This is a genomic window from Streptomyces sp. NPDC058671 (assembly GCF_042716475.1).
In the GTDB taxonomy this organism is placed as follows: domain Bacteria; phylum Actinomycetota; class Actinomycetes; order Streptomycetales; family Streptomycetaceae; genus Streptomyces.
The window spans coordinates 168,187-183,853 of the sequence record NZ_JBHXSA010000015.1 but is presented as its reverse complement, the minus strand read 5'-3'; the positions used below and the strand labels follow the sequence as shown (position 1 = coordinate 183,853).

General features: G+C 71.0%; 15 protein-coding genes. 2 read left to right on the top strand and 13 right to left on the bottom strand.

Features of this window, described 5'->3' with window-relative positions; all coding sequences use genetic code 11:
- Positions 1-708 (bottom strand): MBL fold metallo-hydrolase, encoded by a 708-nt coding sequence (locus ACFWV2_RS20470; protein ID WP_384406392.1) that lies wholly within the window; start codon positions 706-708, stop codon positions 1-3.
- 163 nt (positions 709-871) lie between these two features.
- Between ACFWV2_RS20470 and ACFWV2_RS20465 the strand changes: the two genes are divergently transcribed.
- Positions 872-1,666, top strand: coding sequence for a peptidylprolyl isomerase (locus tag ACFWV2_RS20465; RefSeq protein ID WP_384406391.1), 795 nt, complete (start codon positions 872-874; stop codon positions 1,664-1,666).
- A 200-nt stretch (positions 1,667-1,866) separates the two neighbouring features.
- Positions 1,867-3,096, top strand: a complete 1,230-nt coding sequence (locus ACFWV2_RS20460) for a DUF349 domain-containing protein (RefSeq protein WP_384406390.1) — start codon at positions 1,867-1,869, stop codon at positions 3,094-3,096.
- A 63-nt stretch (positions 3,097-3,159) separates the two neighbouring features.
- Here the strand turns inward: ACFWV2_RS20460 and ACFWV2_RS20455 are convergent, their stop codons facing one another.
- The 12 genes from ACFWV2_RS20455 to ACFWV2_RS20400 all read right to left on the bottom strand — a co-directional run bounded on the left by ACFWV2_RS20455 (position 3,160) and on the right by ACFWV2_RS20400 (position 15,492).
- Positions 3,160-5,640, bottom strand: a complete 2,481-nt coding sequence (locus tag ACFWV2_RS20455) for a RelA/SpoT family protein (protein WP_384406389.1) — start codon at positions 5,638-5,640, stop codon at positions 3,160-3,162.
- 216 nt (positions 5,641-5,856) lie between these two features.
- A complete protein-coding gene (locus tag ACFWV2_RS20450) occupies positions 5,857-6,408 on the bottom strand; it encodes an adenine phosphoribosyltransferase (RefSeq protein WP_384406388.1) in 552 nt (183 codons plus the stop codon).
- Positions 6,405-7,472: a protein translocase subunit SecF gene (gene secF, locus ACFWV2_RS20445; protein ID WP_384406387.1), complete on the bottom strand. Its 1,068-nt coding sequence runs from the start codon at positions 7,470-7,472 to the stop codon at positions 6,405-6,407. Before secF ends, ACFWV2_RS20450 begins: the two co-directional genes overlap by 4 nt.
- Position 7,473: 1 nt before the next feature.
- Positions 7,474-9,249 (bottom strand): protein translocase subunit SecD, encoded by a 1,776-nt coding sequence (gene secD / locus ACFWV2_RS20440; protein WP_384406386.1) that lies wholly within the window; start codon positions 9,247-9,249, stop codon positions 7,474-7,476.
- Positions 9,250-9,393: 144 nt separating this feature from the next.
- Complete coding sequence (gene yajC, locus ACFWV2_RS20435; protein WP_384406385.1) at positions 9,394-9,867, bottom strand: preprotein translocase subunit YajC; 474 nt, start codon at positions 9,865-9,867, stop codon at positions 9,394-9,396.
- 165 nt (positions 9,868-10,032) lie between these two features.
- Positions 10,033-11,121 (bottom strand): Holliday junction branch migration DNA helicase RuvB, encoded by a 1,089-nt coding sequence (gene ruvB, locus ACFWV2_RS20430; protein WP_360792591.1) that lies wholly within the window; start codon positions 11,119-11,121, stop codon positions 10,033-10,035.
- A 59-nt stretch (positions 11,122-11,180) separates the two neighbouring features.
- The gene (gene ruvA, locus ACFWV2_RS20425; RefSeq protein WP_384406384.1) at positions 11,181-11,813 is read right to left on the bottom strand and encodes a Holliday junction branch migration protein RuvA; all 633 of its coding nucleotides are present in this window, start codon (positions 11,811-11,813) and stop codon (positions 11,181-11,183) included.
- Positions 11,810-12,373, bottom strand: a complete 564-nt coding sequence (gene ruvC, locus ACFWV2_RS20420) for a crossover junction endodeoxyribonuclease RuvC (RefSeq protein ID WP_056566692.1) — start codon at positions 12,371-12,373, stop codon at positions 11,810-11,812. The genes ruvA and ruvC overlap by 4 nt, the downstream gene beginning before the upstream one ends.
- Positions 12,374-12,493: 120 nt before the next feature.
- A complete protein-coding gene (locus ACFWV2_RS20415) occupies positions 12,494-13,246 on the bottom strand; it encodes a YebC/PmpR family DNA-binding transcriptional regulator (RefSeq protein ID WP_360792587.1) in 753 nt (250 codons plus the stop codon).
- A gap of 62 nt (positions 13,247-13,308) precedes the next feature.
- Complete coding sequence (gene pdxT, locus ACFWV2_RS20410) at positions 13,309-13,902, bottom strand: pyridoxal 5'-phosphate synthase glutaminase subunit PdxT (protein ID WP_360792585.1); 594 nt, start codon at positions 13,900-13,902, stop codon at positions 13,309-13,311.
- 5 nt (positions 13,903-13,907) lie between these two features.
- On the bottom strand, positions 13,908-14,831 hold the full coding sequence (gene pdxS, locus ACFWV2_RS20405) for a pyridoxal 5'-phosphate synthase lyase subunit PdxS (protein ID WP_360792583.1): 924 nt from the start codon (positions 14,829-14,831) through the stop codon (positions 13,908-13,910).
- A 118-nt stretch (positions 14,832-14,949) separates the two neighbouring features.
- Positions 14,950-15,492, bottom strand: a complete 543-nt coding sequence (locus ACFWV2_RS20400) for a hypothetical protein (protein WP_384406383.1) — start codon at positions 15,490-15,492, stop codon at positions 14,950-14,952.
- Positions 15,493-15,667 lie beyond the last annotated feature (175 nt).

The window sequence follows — 15,667 nt, the reverse complement described above, 5'->3', positions numbered from 1 at the left end:
TCACATTCCTCGTCGGGGAGCGTCCGTGCTCCCGAGGCCGGCGGCCACGTCCCGCAGATAGGGGTTCGTGGCGCGCTCCTGGCCGATGGTCGTCTGGGGACCGTGTCCCGACAGCACCACGGTCGAGTTGTCGAGCGGCAGGCACACACGCGCCAGCGAAGCGAGCATCTCGTCCATGTCACCTCCGGGAAGGTCGGTGCGTCCGATGGAGCCGGCGAACAGCAGGTCCCCGGAGAAGAAGACGGACGGGATCTCCGTGGTCTCCGGCATCCTGAAGGTCACCGACCCCTTGGTATGACCGGGCGCGTGGGCGACGGAGAAGTCGAGACCGGCGAGCTTCAGCTCGGCGCCGTCGGTGAGTTCCCGCACGTCGTCGGGCTCTCCCACGGTCAGCTCGCCCATGAGCGGCATCCCGATGGAGCGGCCGAGGGCCTTCTCCGGGTCGCTCATCATGAAGCGGTCGGACGGGTGGATCCACGCGGGGACGTCGTGGGCGCCGCACACCGGGACGACGGAGGCGACGTGGTCGATGTGTCCATGGGTGAGGACGACGGCGACGGGCTTCAGCCGGTGCTTCTTCAGCGTCTCCTCGACGCCCTGGGCGGCCTGGTGGCCGGGGTCGATGATCACGCACTCCTCGCCCGCGGCGGGGGCGACCAGATAGCAGTTGGTCCCCCAGGCCCCGACGGGGAACCCAGCAATCAGCACGTCTCGTCCTTGGTCGTCGTCCGGCACGGGGCGCGGAAATCACGGGAAACACGGGATTCGGCAGATCAGAGCCTACCGGCGGTGCCGGTTCCACAGCCAACCCGTATACGGTACGGGCACATCCGGCCAGGACAGGAACAGACGAGCGACAGGAGCGGAACCGGTGGTCACCAGCGATCAGCGGCGGCGGCAGCTTGCCAGGGAGAAGTACGTGCGGCAGCAGCAGCGGCGGGAGGAGAACCGGCGCAAGGCGAAGCGCCGCAACACCGTCGTCGCGGCCGCCCTCGCGGTGGTCCTCGCGGCGGGCGGCGCCGTGTACGCGTCCGTGGCGCTGACGGGCGACGACTCCCCGAAGGACTCGGACAGCGCGGCGAGCGGCACGCCCACGCCGACGCCCACCGGCAGCGCCTCGGCGAACCCGGAGCCCGCGATGTCCGTGGACCCCAAGGGCACGTACACCATGGCTCTGAAGACCAACGAGGGCGACATCACGATCACCATGGACGCGGCGAAGACCCCGCGCACGGTGAACTCCTTCAAGAGCCTCGCCGACAAGAAGTACTTCGACGGGACGAAGTGCCACCGGCTCACCACCGGGGGCATCTTCGTGCTCCAGTGCGGCGACCCGAAGGGCGACGGCACCGGCGGCCCCGGGTACACCATCCCGGACGAGAACCTGGGCGCCCTCGGCAAGGCGGGTGCGGACGGCTCGGTGACCTTCCCGGCCGGCACCGTGGCCATGGCGAACACCTCGCAGCCGAACACCGGCGGCTCGCAGTTCTTCCTCGTCTACAAGGACACCAAGCTGCCGCCGGCCTACACCCCCTTCGGGAAGATCGACGCGGCCGGCCTGAAGGCGGTCCAGGACGTGGCCGGAGCGGGCGTCGTGGGCGGCGCCACGGACGGTGCCCCGAAGAAGGCCGTGACCATCGAGAAGGCGACCGTCACGAAGAAGTGAGCCGGGCGTCCGCACGTCCGCGTGACCGTCGAATCTCGGTCGCGCTGAGTGCGGACAGCCGGGCCGCGGTTCGCCTAGATTGGCGTTGTGCAGCGTTGGGCCGTCGGCCACGCTGCGGAAGGCGGGCGAGGCCCGCCGGGAAACTGTGGACGATGCCCGGGGGGTACGACCCCGCGACGGCATCATGGTGAGGAGGCGCTGTGAGCAGCGACCCGTGGGGCCGCGTCGACGAGACGGGCACCGTGTACGTGCGGACGGCCGAGGGTGAGAAGGTCGTCGGATCGTGGCAGGCCGGCACCCCCGAAGAGGCCCTGGCCTACTTCGAGCGCAAGTACGAGGGCCTGGTCGTCGAGATCGGCCTCCTCGAGAAGCGGGTGAGGACCACCGACCTCTCGGCGAAGGACGCCACCGCGGCGATCGAGCACATCCGGCAGCAGGTCGACGAGCACCACGCCGTCGGTGACCTGGCCGCGCTCTCGACCCGTCTCGACAAGCTCGTCGAGACGGTCGACTCGCGCCGCGAGGAGCGGAAGGCACAGAAGGCGAAGCAGACCGACGAGGCCCGCGCGGCGAAGGAGAAGCTCGTCACGGAGGCCGAGGAACTGGCCCAGAGCGAGCAGTGGCGCTCGGCGGGCGAGCGGCTGCGGGCCCTGGTGGACACCTGGAAGGGTCTCCCCCGGCTCGACCGCAAGTCCGACGACGAGCTGTGGCACCGTTTCTCGCACGCCCGCTCGGCGTTCTCGAAGCGCCGCAAGGCTCACTTCGCCTCGCTGGACGCCCAGCGTGAGGACGCCCGCAAGGCCAAGGAGCGCCTGGTCGCCGAGGCGGAGTCGCTGTCCGGCTCCACCGACTGGGGCACCACGGCTGCCCGGTACCGCGAGCTGATGACGGAGTGGAAGGCGGCCGGCCGCGCCCAGCGCGAGCACGAGGACGATCTGTGGAACCGCTTCCGCGGCGCCCAGGACGTCTTCTTCGCGGCGCGCGGTGAGGTCTTCGCCGAGCGGGACGCGGAGCAGACCGAGAACCTCAAGCTGAAGGAGGAGCTCGCGACCGAGGCCGAGAAGCTGCTGCCGGTGACGGACCTGAAGGCGGCGCGCGCGGCCTTCCGTTCCCTCAACGAGCGGTGGGAGGCCGTGGGCCACGTGCCGCGGGACGCCCGGCCCAAGGTCGAGGGCCGGATGCAGGCGGTGGAGCGGGCGATCCAGGAGTCCGAGGAGGCCGAGTGGCGCCGCACGAACCCGGAGGCACGCGCGCGTGCCGCGGGTCTGACCGGTCAGCTCCAGGACGCGGTCGAGAAGCTGCGCAAGCAGATCGACGCGGCCCGTGCCGCGGGCAACGACGCCAAGGCCGACAAGCTCTCGCGTGAGCTCGAGGGCCGTCAGGCCCTGCTCGACCAGGCGCTGAAGGGCCTGCAGGAGTTCGGCGGCTGACGGCCGTGACGTACGAGGAAGGCCCCCCGGCTCGCTGCCGGGGGGCCTTCCTCGTGCTGCTCGCTACGGCCTGCGGGCCGAGGTCACGCGGTACACGTCGTAGACGCCCTCCACGCCCCGCACGGCCTTCAGGACGTGACCGAGGTGCTTCGGGTCGCCCATCTCGAAGGTGAAGCGCGAGGTGGCCACCCGGTCGCGGGAGGTCTGGACGGCCGCCGAGAGGATGTTGACGTGCTGGTCCGAGAGGACCCGGGTCACGTCCGAGAGCAGCCGGGACCGGTCGAGCGCCTCGACCTGGATGGCGACGAGGAAAACCGAGGACTGCGTGGGGGCCCACTCGACCTCGAGGATCCGCTCCGGCTCGCGGGAGAGCGAGTCCACGTTGACGCAGTCGCTGCGGTGAACCGACACGCCGCTGCCGCGGGTGACGAAGCCGATGATCGGGTCGCCGGGCACGGGGGTGCAGCAGCGGGCCAGCTTCACCCAGACGTCCTCGACGCCCTTGACGACCACACCGGGGTCGGCGTTGGCGCGGCGCTTGGACCGGCCGCGCGTCGGCGGGCTCGCCTCGTCGACGTCCTCGGTGGCCGCCTCCTCGCCGCCGAGCGCCTGGACCAGCTTCTGCACGATGGACTGGGCGGTGACATGGCCCTCGCCGATCGCCGCGTACAGCGAGGAGATGTCGCTGTAGCGCAGCTCGTGGGCGAGGGTGACGAGGGAGTCGCCGGTGAGGATCCGCTGGATCGGCAGGTTCTGCTTGCGCATGGCCCGCGCGATGGAGTCCTTGCCCTGCTCGATGGCCTCGTCCCGGCGCTCCTTGGAGAACCAGGCGCGGATCTTGTTGCGGGCGCGCGGGGACTTGACGAAGCCCAGCCAGTCGCGGGAGGGCCCGGCGCCGGCGGCCTTGGAGGTGAAGACCTCGACCAGGTCGCCGTTGTCGAGGGTCGATTCGAGCGGTACGAGCCGCCCGTTGACCCTCGCCCCTATGGTGCGGTGGCCGACCTCGGTGTGGACCGCGTAGGAGAAGTCGACGGGCGTGGCCCCGGCGGGCAGGGCGATGACGTCGCCCTTGGGCGTGAAGACGAAGACCTCGTTGCGGGAGAGGTCGAAGCGCAGGGACTCCAGGAACTCGCTGGGGTCCTCGGTCTCCTTCTGCCAGTCGAGGAGCTGGCGCAGCCACGCCATGTCGTTGAGGTGGTCGTCCTTGCCGACCTTCCTCGGTACCTCGGCGCGCACCTTGGAGGCTCCGGCGACGGCCTCCTGCTTGTACTTCCAGTGGGCGGCGATGCCGTACTCGGCGCGCCGGTGCATGTCGAAGGTGCGGATCTGCAGCTCGACGGGCTTGCCGTTGGGTCCGATGACCGTCGTGTGCAGCGACTGGTACATGTTGAACTTCGGCATCGCGATGTAGTCCTTGAACCGGCCGGGGACCGGGTTCCATCGCGCGTGGACGGTGCCGAGGGCGGCGTAGCAGTCGCGGACGGTGTCGACGAGGACACGGATGCCGACCAGGTCGTAGATCTCCGCGAAGTCACGGCCGCGGACGATCATCTTCTGGTAGACGCTGTAGTAGTGCTTGGGACGGCCGGTGACGGTGGCCTTGATGCGGGCGGCACGCAGGTCGGTCTGGACCTCGTCGGTCACTATGGCGAGGTACTCGTCCCGCTTGGGGGCGCGCTCGGCGACGAGCCGGACGATCTCGTCGTACATCTTGGGGTAGAGGATCGCGAAGGCGAGGTCCTCCAGCTCCCATTTGATGGTGTTCATGCCCAGGCGGTGGGCCAGGGGCGCGTAGATCTCCAGCGTCTCGCGGGCCTTCTTCTCCTGCTTCTCCCGCTTGAGGTAGCGCATGGTGCGCATGTTGTGCAGGCGGTCCGCGAGCTTGATGACCAGGACGCGCGGGTCCTTGGCCATGGCGACGACCATCTTGCGGACGGTCTCGGCCTGGGCGGCCTCGCCGAACTTGACCTTGTCGAGCTTGGTGACGCCGTCGACGAGGAGGGCGACCTGGTCGCCGAAGTCCCGCCGGAGGGTGTCGAGGCCGTACTCGGTGTCCTCGACGGTGTCGTGCAGCAGACCGGCCATCAGGGTCGCCGGGTCCATGCCGAGCTCGGCGAGGATGGTGGTCACGGCGAGCGGGTGCGTGATGTACGGGTCGCCGCTCTTGCGCTTCTGACCCCGGTGCCAGCGCTCGGCGACCTGGTAGGCCCGCTCGATCTGGCGGAGCGTCGCCGTCTCGATCTTGGGGTCGTTGGAGCGGACGATCCGGAGCAGCGGTTCGAGAACCGGGTTGTACGGGGAGGAGCGCTGGACGCCGAGCCGGGCCAGGCGGGCGCGCACGCGGTTGGAGGAGCCGCCCGAGCGGGAGGGCGCGGCCGGGGCGGGCCGCGCGGGGGCGGGGGCCTCGGGGGCGGACGGCGCGGGCGCGGCAGGCGTGGGCCCCGTCTCCGCGGGCTTGTTCTCGGGCGTGCCCGTCCCCGGCGCGGCCTGGTCGGCCTTCGGGTCGGGCTGCGCGGCGGAGAGTGGCTGGGCCTCGTCTGGCAAGAGCGCTCCTCTGGCGGTCCCCCCGGGGAGTCTGGGGGAGGTTCCGGGTCCCCCGGACAGGCCCGGAAAGCCCATGGTATCGAGCCGGGAGTGACGACGCGCACGCGGTGGCCTCACCTGCGGCCCCGCCTTCGGAACGACGACGGGCGCCCCGGGAGGTCCCGGGGCGCCCGTCGTCGTACGCCTCGCCCCCGAGGGGGCGGAAGGCCGGACCGGTCAGACGCGGATGAGGGCCGTGAGCGGCGCCCCGTCCAGGGCGGGCTCCAGCCGGGCGCGGCCCGGGAGGAAGCCGAGCTCCAGGAGGACCGCGACGCCCGCCACCTCTGCGCCGGCGCGGCGGATGAGCTCGATCGAGGCCTCGGCCGTACCGCCGGTGGCGAGGACGTCGTCGATGACCATGACGCGGTCGCCCGCGGCCAGGTCCTCGGCGTGCACCTCGATCTCGGCGGTGCCGTACTCCAGCTCGTACGCCTGGCGGAGGGTCGCCCCGGGGAGCTTGCCGGCCTTGCGGACCGGGATGAAGCCCAGGCCCGCGCGGACGGCCACCGGGGCGGCCAGGATGAAGCCGCGCGCCTCGAGGCCGACGATCTTCGTCGCGCCGTGCGCGGAGCACAGGGCGGCGAGGGTGTCGGTCAGCGCCGTGAACGCCTCGGGGTCCGCGAGCAGCGGCGTGATGTCCTTGAACAGCACGCCCGGCTTCGGATAGTCGGGGACGTCACGGATGCGGCTGAGCAGGAGCGCGGTGACGTCCTGGGCCTCCGCGGTCATCCTCGGTGCTCCTGCGCGCGGCCACGGCGGCTCGCGCGCGGGCCGACGACGGCGGCCTCGCCCTCGTCCGCGTACGGGCCGTCCGCGGCCTCGTCCCTCGCGGCTGCCCGCCTGGCGACGATGCGCTTCTTGAGCGCCTTGATCGACGGCTCGCGCTCCTTGAGGTCCGCGACGAGCGGGGTGGCGATGAAGATCGAGGAGTACGCGCCGGCGGCGAGACCGACGAACAGCGACAGCGAGATGTCGTTGAGCATGCCGGCGCCGAGGACGCCGCCACCGATGAAGAGCAGGCCGGCGACCGGCAGCAGCGCGACGACGGTGGTGTTGATCGAACGGACGAGGGTGCCGTTGATCGAGCGGTTCGCCAGCTCGCTGTACGTGAAGCGGGTCTGCTTCGTGATGTCCTTCGTCTGCTCCTTGAGGGAGTCGAAGACGACGACCGTGTCGTACAGCGAATAGCCGAGGATGGTCAGCAGACCGATCACCGTACCGACCGTGACCTCGAAGCCGACCAGCGAGTAGATGCCCACCGTGATCGTGAGGTCGTGGATGAGGGCGATGAGCGCCGCGACCGCCATTCTCCACTCGAAGGCGATGGCGAGGTAGATCACCACGAGGATCATGAAGACCCCGAGACCCGTCCAGGCCTTGTTGGCGATCTGCTCACCCCAGCTGGGGCCGACGAGTTCCGCCGCGATCTTGTCCTCGGGGACGTTCAGGTCCTTGGCGAGCTCCGAGCGGACCTGGTCGGACTGCGCGGTGTCGAGGCCGCCGACCTGGATGCGCAGGGAGCCGTTGCCGAGCTGCTGGACGATCGCGTCGTGGCCGGAGGCCTCTTCCGCGTACTCCTGCGCCTGGCTGACGGAGATCTCCGACTTCGGGGTGGTGAAGACGGCACCGCCCTGGAACTCGATGCCCATGTTGAGGCCGCGGACGGCCAGGGCGGCGATGGCGGTGATCGTGATCAGGATGGACAGGCCATACCAGATCTTGCGGTTGCCGATGAAGTCGTAGCCGACCTCACCGCGGTGGAGCCGGGCGCCGAGATCGCCGAGCTTCGACATCTCACGCCTCCTTCGGGTCGACGGGGCCAGCGGCGGAAGCGGAGGCACGGCGGGTACGGCGCAGCGGTGGCTTGGCGCCGAGCCGCTTCGGGTCGAGGCCCGACCAGGCGTGGCCGTCACCGAAGAACTTGGTCCGCGCGAGGAGCGTCATGACCGGCTTGGTGAAGAGGAACACCACGACGACGTCGAGCAGGGTGGTCAGGCCGAGCGTGAACGCGAAGCCCTGGACCTTGCCGACGGTGACGATGAAGAGCACGGCCGCGGCCAGGAACGACACGAAGTCGGAGACCATGATGGTGCGGCGGGCGCGCGGCCAGGCACGCTCGACGGCCGGGCGGAGCGTGCGTCCCTCGCGGAGTTCGTCGCGGATGCGCTCGAAGTAGACGATGAACGAGTCCGCGGTGATACCGATGGCGACGATGGCTCCGCAGACGGCCGGCAGGTTCAGCGCGAAGCCGATGGCCGGGCCGAGCAGCGACATGATCACGTAGGTGAGGAGCGCGGAGACGCCGAGGCTGAGGATGGCGACGAGCGACAGACCGCGGTAGTACGCGACCAGGTAGATGATGACGAGGCCGAGACCGATGGCGCCGGCGATCAGACCGGCCTCCAGCTGGTCACCGCCGAGGGCGGCGGTGACGGTGTCGACGCTCTGCGTCTCGAAGGTCAGCGGCAGGGCGCCGTACGACAGGATGTTGCCGAGGTCCTGGGCGGACTCCTGGTTGAAGTTGCCGGAGATCTCCGCGCTGGCGCTGAGCGTCTGGCGCACCGAGGGCGCCGAGACGACCTCGCCGTCCAGGACGATCGCGAAGCGGTTCTGCGGGTCGGTCTGGGCCGACAGCTTGCTGGTGATCGCCTGGAACTTCTTCGAACCCGCGTCCGTGAAGTCCATGGTCACGATCCACATGCCGCGCTGCTGGTCGAGGGCGCCCTTGGCGTCGTCGACGTCACGGCCCTCGACCTCGGCCGGTCCGAGGATGTACTTCGACCACACGCCGGGGGCGTCCTCGCCACAGGCGACGGTGGGCTCGGTCGGCTTGACTCCCTGACCGGCGGCGGTGCGCTGCTTGGGGTCGAGGCAGTTCAGGGCGGAGAACTTCTGCTCGAGCGCGGCGGTGCCGGCGTCGGGCGTCGGGGTCGCCGAGGGGGTGCCGGTGGCCTTCGGCGTCGCGGAGGGCGAGGCGCTGCCGCTGGGCGTGGGGCTCGGCGCCTTGAGGGCGTCGGTGAGCGCACGGCCCTGGGTGGCGCCGGTGGCCGTCGGGGTGGCCGTCTTCTCGCCCACGGACGAGCCGGAGGCGGAGGAGGACGGCTTCGGCGGGGTCGAGGGGGAGCCGGAGGAGCTGGTGCTCGGCGCCGGCGCGGCACCGCCGCTCGTCACCGCGAGCACGGGCCGGAAGTAGAGCTGGGCGGTGGTACCGACCTGCTCCCGGGCCTGCTTCTCGTTCGTCCCGCGGGGGATGTTGACGATGATGTTCTCGCGGCCCTGCGTCTGGACCTCGGCCTCGGAGACACCGAGACCGTTGACGCGGCGCTCGATGATGCCGACGGCGGTGTTCATGTTGGTCTCGTTGACCGCCGACTCCTGGCCAGGATCAGCCTTGGCCTTGAGCGTGATCGACGTACCGCCGGCGAGGTCGATGCCCAGACGCGGGGTGGTGTGCCCCGACCAGAACATGCCGCCGGTGAGCGCGACCATGGCGATCAGGATGAGTGCCAGGGCGCGGCCCGGCCGGCTCTGTCCCCCCGCCGGCCTTCGGCCCTTCTTCGGTGCTGCCACCTGTCGTATCTCCCTGTCCAACCGTCTACCGCCGGGTATGCGTGAGACGGCCACGAAGTGTGTGTGGGGACCTTCCCCCGCAGACGTGGAACCGTTCCGGGGGCCGTGCGCGCCGGTGGGCGTGCACGGTGTCCCCGACCGCGACTACTTCGCGTCGGTCTCGCCGTCGGCCTTGCCGTCCTTCTGGCCCTCGGCGGCCTCGGCCGTGTCCGACTTCTTGGTCAGATCGGCCTTCGGCTCCGCGTCCTCGACGGTCTCCGCGCCGTCGGTGGCCTCGGCGGCCCCGGTCAGCGACGAGGCGTCGTCCGGGACGACGGCGGCGGATTCCGAGTCGTCGTCACCGTGGACGATGCGGTTGTACTCGGAGTCCTCGAGGACCGCGCCGATGGCGTTCTTCGCGTAGACGGCGTGCACGCCGGGCGCGACCTCGAGGAGGACGGTCTCGTCGCCGATCTCCTTGACGGTGGCGTACATCCCACCGATGGTGCGGACGCCGGTGCCGGGCTGCATCTCGTCGCGCATCCGCGACGCCGCCTGCTGCTTCTTCTTGGCAGAGCGGGTCATCAGGAACATGGCCCCGATGAGGACGATGAAGGGGAGGAGGGTCACGATGCTCACGGGACGGGTTTCCTTCGCACGGTCGCGGAGAAACCGCGGCCTGATCTTCGGGGGTGGGCGCGCCGACCAGAAAGGGCGGCATCGGCGGAGTCTAGGCGAGTCCGCATCGATGGAACAACGTCCAGCATCGCACCCCGGTTCCGGTCCGGGCGAGTGTCCGCACCGTCACGCCCCGAAGAGCCCCTGTTGTCCGCTTCCTGGCGCCGCCGGGCCCGCTGCCTGCGGCGGAACGAGTCCGAGGTGCGCCCAGGCCGCCGGGGTGGCCACCCGGCCACGGGGGGTGCGGGCCAGCAGTCCTTCGCGTACGAGGAAGGGTTCGGCGACCTCCTCGACGGTCTCGCGCTCCTCCCCCACCGCGACCGCGAGGGTGGAGAGCCCGACCGGTCCGCCGCCGAAGAGCTTCAGGAGGGCTTCGAGGACGGCGCGGTCGAGCCGGTCGAGGCCGCGGCCGTCGACCTCGTACACCCTCAGGGCCGCCTCCGCGATCTCCCTGGTGATGACGCCGTCGGCCCTGACCTGCGCGTAGTCCCGGACGCGGCGCAGCAGACGGTTGGCGATGCGGGGGGTGCCGCGGGAGCGGCCGGCGATCTCGGCGGCACCGGCCGTGTCGATCTCGACGTCGAGGAGCCCGGCGGAGCGGTGGATCACGCGCTGGAGCTCGGCCGGGTCGTAGAACTCCATGTGGCCGGTGAAGCCGAAGCGGTCGCGCAGCGGGGGCGGCAGGAGTCCGGCCCGGGTGGTGGCGCCGACGAGGGTGAAGGGCGGGAGTTCGAGGGGGATGGCGGTGGCGCCGGGGCCCTTGCCGACGATGACGTCGACGCGGAAGTCCTCCATCGCCATGTAGAGCATCTCCTCGGCGGGCCGGGACATGCGGTGGATCTCGTCGAGGAAGAGGATCTCCCCCTCCTGGAGGGAGGAGAGGATCGCGGCGAGGTCTCCGGCGTGCTGGATGGCGGGGCCCGAGGTGATGCGGATCGGCGCGTTCATCTCGGCGGCGATGATCATCGAGAGGGTGGTCTTGCCGAGGCCGGGGGCGCCGGAGAGCAGCACGTGGTCGGCGGTGGCGCCGCGCTGGCGGGCGGCCTTGAGGACCAGGTCGAGCTGCTGGCGGACCTTCTCCTGGCCGACGAACTCGCTGAGGTCCTTGGGGCGCAGGGCCGCTTCGACGGCCTGGTCGTCGCCCTCGGCGGAGGCGCCGACGATACGCGCCTCGGCGTCGGGGGCCTCGGCTGCGGTGTCGTCGTCCCAGTTCACGGTGGATGCCTTCTCGTTCGTACGGCCGGGTCGGGCCGGGTGGTGGGTCAACGGGTGGTTCAGCGGGCGCGGTTGAGGGTCTGCAGGGCGGCGCGGAGCAGCTGCGGTACGGGGGCGGTGCCGGTCTCGGCGATGGCGGCCTCGGCCTGCGGGGCGACCGCGCCGACGGCCTCCTCGGCCTCGCGGCTCGCGTAGCCGAGGCCGATCAGGGCGGCGGTGAGCTGCTCGGTCCACGGCGCGGGTCCCGAGGCGGCGGCGCGCTGGGCGCCGACCAGGCCGCTGCTGCCGAGGGGGGCACCGAGCTTGTCCTTCAGTTCGAGGAGGAGTTTCTGCGCGCCCTTCTTGCCGATGCCGGGGACGGCCATGAGGGCCTTCTCGTCTCCGGTGGACACGGCGAGGCGCAGCGCGTCGGGGCTGTGCACACCGAGCATGGCCTGGGCGAGGCGGGGGCCGACGCCGCTGGCGGTCTGGAGGAGCTCGAAGACCTGGCGCTCGTCGTCGTCGGCGAAGCCGTACAGGGTGAGGGAGTCCTCGCGCACGACGAGGGAGGTGGCGAGGCGGGTGTCCTGCCCGATCCGCAGTCCGGCGAGGGTCCCGGGGGTGCACTGGACGGCCATGCCCACGCCGCCGACCTCGATGACGGCCGTGGAGGGGGCGAGGGCGGCGACCGGGCCGCTGACGAAGGCGATCATCGGGTTCGGCCTTTCACTGCGGACGCCTGCTGGGCGACCGCCTGCTGGAGACGGTTCTGGGCGACGGCCTGCTGGAGGCGGTTCTGGGCGGGGGCCCGCCAGATGTGGCAGATGGCGAGGGCCAGGGCGTCGGCGGCGTCGGCCGGCTTGGGCGGGGCGGAGAGCCGGAGCAGCCGGGTCACCATGGCGCCGACCTGCGCCTTGTCGGCGCGTCCGCTGCCGGTGACGGCGGCCTTGACCTCGCTGGGGGTGTGCAGGGCGACGGGGATGCCCCGGCGGGAGGCGCAGAGCATGGCGACGGCGCTCGCCTGGGCGGTGCCCATCACCGTGCGCACGTTGTGCTGGCTGAACACCCGCTCCACGGCGACGAGTTCGGGCGAGAAGCGGTCGAGCCACTCCTCGATGCCGCGCTCGATGCCGACCAGCCGCACCCCGATGTCGTCGTCCGCCGCGGTCCGCACCACGCCGACGCCGAGCATGGTGAGGGGCCGACCGGCGACGCCTTCGACGACGCCGACGCCGCACCGGGTCAGACCCGGGTCCACCCCGAGAACACGCACGCCGCCCCCTCCTTCGATCACCTGTTTGTGCAGGCTATCCGCTGCCACCGACAACGCCGCGCGAACGACAGCGGGCCGACGGGGGTGTGTCCCCGTCGGCCCGCTGCGGAACGGCCGCGATCAGGCGTCGACCTTCGCCATGACCTCGTCGCTGACGTCGAAGTTGGCGAAGACGTTCTGCACGTCGTCGCTGTCCTCCAGCGCGTCGATCAGCTTGAACATCTTGCGCGCGCCCTCCTCGTCGAGCTCGACCTGCATGGTCGGGACGAAGCTGGACTCGGCGGAGTCGTAGTCGATGCCGGCCTCCTGGAGGGCGGTACGGACCGCGACCAGGTCGGTGGCCTCGCTGATGATCTCGAAGGACTCACCGAGGTCGTTGACCTCCTCGGCGCCGGCTTCGAGCACCGACTCCAGGACGTCGTCCTCGGACAGCTCGCCCTTGGGGAGCACGACGACGCCCTTGCGGTTGAACAGGTACGAGACCGAGCCCGGGTCGGCCATGGAGCCGCCGTTGCGGGTCATGGCCACGCGCACGTCGGAGGCGGCGCGGTTGCGGTTGTCGGTGAGGCACTCGATGAGCACCGCGACGCCGTTCGGGCCGTAGCCCTCGTACATGATCGTGGCGTAGTCGGCGCCGCCGGCCTCGAGGCCCGCACCGCGCTTGAGCGCGGAGTCGATGTTCTTGTTCGGGACCGACTGCTTCTTCGCCTTCTGGACGGCGTCGAACAGGGTCGGGTTACCGTCCAGGTCGGCGCCGCCCGTGCGGGCCGCGACCTCGATGTTCTTGATCAGCTTCGCGAAGAGCTTGCCGCGCTTGGCATCGATCACGGCCTTCTTGTGCTTCGTCGTAGCCCATTTAGAGTGGCCGGACATCTGCCTGTCTCCTTCGCGTAACCCATTTCTGAACGAACCCCAGAGATCCTACCGGGATCGGATCAGCGCGCGGCGCGCACCATGTCGACGAACAGGGCGTGGAGGCGGTGGTCCCCGGTGAGCTCCGGGTGGAACGAGGTCGCGAGTGCCCGGCCCTGTCGTACGGCGACGACATGGCCCCCGTGCTCGGCGAGGACCTCGACCCGGGCGCCGACGGACTCCACCCAGGGGGCCCGGATGAAGACGCCCTCGACGGGCCCGTCCTCGATGCCCGCGACGGTGACGGCGGCCTCGAAGGACTCGTTCTGCCGTCCGAAGGCGTTGCGGCGGACGATCATGTCGATGCCGCCGAAGGTCTCCTGACCCGAACGCGGGTCGAGGATCTTCTCGGCGAGCATGATCAGCCCGGCGCAGGTGCCGTAGACCGGCAGGCCCGCGGCGATGCGCTCGCGCAGCGGCTCCATCAGGCCGAAGAGCTCGGCCAGCTTGGAGATGGTGGTGGACTCACCACCGGGGATGACGAGACCGTCGACCTCGGCCAGCTCCTCGGGGCGCCTGACCGGCCTGGCCACGGCGTCCGCCGCGGCCAGGGCGATCAGGTGCTCCCGTACGTCGCCCTGGAGAGCCAGGACACCAATCACGGGAGTGCTGCTCATGGGTGTTACCAGCCCCGGTTGGCGTAGCGCTCGGACTCGGGGAGGGTGTCGCAGTTGATGCCGACCATGGCCTCGCCCAGGTTGCGGGAGGCGTCCGCGATGATCTTCGGGTCGTCGTAGAAGGTGGTGGCCTTCACGATGGCGGCGGCGCGCTTGGCCGGGTCGCCCGACTTGAAGATGCCGGAGCCGACGAAGACGCCCTCGGCGCCGAGCTGGCGCATGAGCGCGGCGTCGGCCGGGGTGGCGACGCCACCGGCGGAGAACAGCACGACCGGCAGCTTGCCGAGCTCGGCGACCTCCTTGACGAGCTCGTACGGGGCGCGCAGCTCCTTGGCGGCGGCGAACAGCTCGTTGTTGTCGTAGCCGCGCAGCCTGGCGATCTCGTTCTTGATCTGGCGCAGGTGACGGACGGCCTCGACGACGTTGCCCGTGCCGGCCTCGCCCTTCGAGCGGATCATGGCCGCGCCCTCGGCGATGCGGCGCAGGGCCTCGCCCAGGTTGGTGGCGCCACAGACGAAGGGGGTCGTGAAGGCCCACTTGTCGGAGTGGTTGACCTCGTCGGCCGGGGTGAGGACCTCGGACTCGTCGATGTAGTCGACGCCGAGGGACTGCAGGACCTGGGCCTCGACGAAGTGACCGATGCGGGACTTGGCCATCACCGGGATGGAGACCGCGCCGATGATCTCCTCGATCATGTTCGGGTCGGACATGCGGGCCACGCCGCCGTCCTTGCGGATGTCCGCGGGGACCCGCTCCAGGGCCATGACGGCCACGGCGCCGGCGTCCTCGGCGATCTTCGCCTGCTCGGCGTTGACCACGTCCATGATCACGCCGCCCTTGAGCTGCTCGGCCATGCCGCGCTTCACACGGGAGGTGCCGATCGCCGAGGACTCAGCGGACTGGGGGGAAACGGAAGGCGTGGTGGACACGGGGTACCTCACTCGTGACAACGGGGGTTGACGACTAGGTCCGAGGAAACAGTCCACCTGCGGTCCACAGCAAGGGCCAATGTGGACCCGGTGGATCGTTTTCGCAGGTTACGGGATGTCAGGCCGGGCGATCGGCAAGGGCCACCGGCGGCTCGTCGTCCATTTCGAAGGCCAGCGGGAACGGCGCGTGGCCCGCGAGCCGGAACCAGCGGACCGCGCGGTGGCGGCGCAGCGCGCGGGCGGCCCGCACCGAGTCGTTGTGGAAACGGCGGGCCATCGGCACCCGGCGTACCGCCTGGGCGAGCTCTTCCGCGGCCTCGTCGCCGCCGGAGGCCGCCCGGACGACCTCCACTTGCTCGGGCTCGCCGAACACGACCCGCAGGGCCTGGCTCAGCTCGCTCTCGGCGACCTCCCGGTGGTCCTCCTCGGCCTGCCGGGCCGCGTGCGCGGCCTCGTACAGGACGATCGAGGCGGCCGGATCGAGAACGCCGGACGTGGCCAGCTCCTGGGTGACCGAGGCCCGGCGCAGCAGCTGCGCGTCCAGGGCCGCGCGGGCGGCGTCGATACGGGAGTGGAGCCGGTCGAGCCGTCCGGCGGTCCAGCTCAGATAGACGCCGATGAGGATCAGCGCGACGACGGTCCAGATCAGGGTTTCGGTCACGGGCGCACAGGCTACCGGGGCGGTGGCGGCGCCCCTGCCCGCGGTCACGGGGCGGAGGCCCGTTCCGCCGGGCGGGGGCAGGGGGCGGAGGCCCGTGACCGTGGGCAGGGGGCGGAGGCCCGTGACCGTGGGCGCGGGGCGGAGGCCCGTGACCGTGGGCAGGGGGCGGCCCTCC

Excerpts from the sequence above, each read along its gene's own strand:
- secF (WP_384406387.1), bottom strand. The coding sequence starts at position 7,472 with ATGTCGAAGCTCGGCGATCTCGGCGCCCGGCTCCACCGCGGTGAGGTC.
- pdxT (WP_360792585.1), bottom strand. The coding sequence starts at position 13,902 with ATGAGCAGCACTCCCGTGATTGGTGTCCTGGCTCTCCAGGGCGACGTA.
- ACFWV2_RS20450 (WP_384406388.1), bottom strand. The coding sequence starts at position 6,408 with ATGACCGCGGAGGCCCAGGACGTCACCGCGCTCCTGCTCAGCCGCATC.
- ACFWV2_RS20415 (WP_360792587.1), bottom strand. The coding sequence starts at position 13,246 with ATGTCCGGCCACTCTAAATGGGCTACGACGAAGCACAAGAAGGCCGTG.
- ruvA (WP_384406384.1), bottom strand. The coding sequence starts at position 11,813 with ATGATCGCCTTCGTCAGCGGCCCGGTCGCCGCCCTCGCCCCCTCCACG.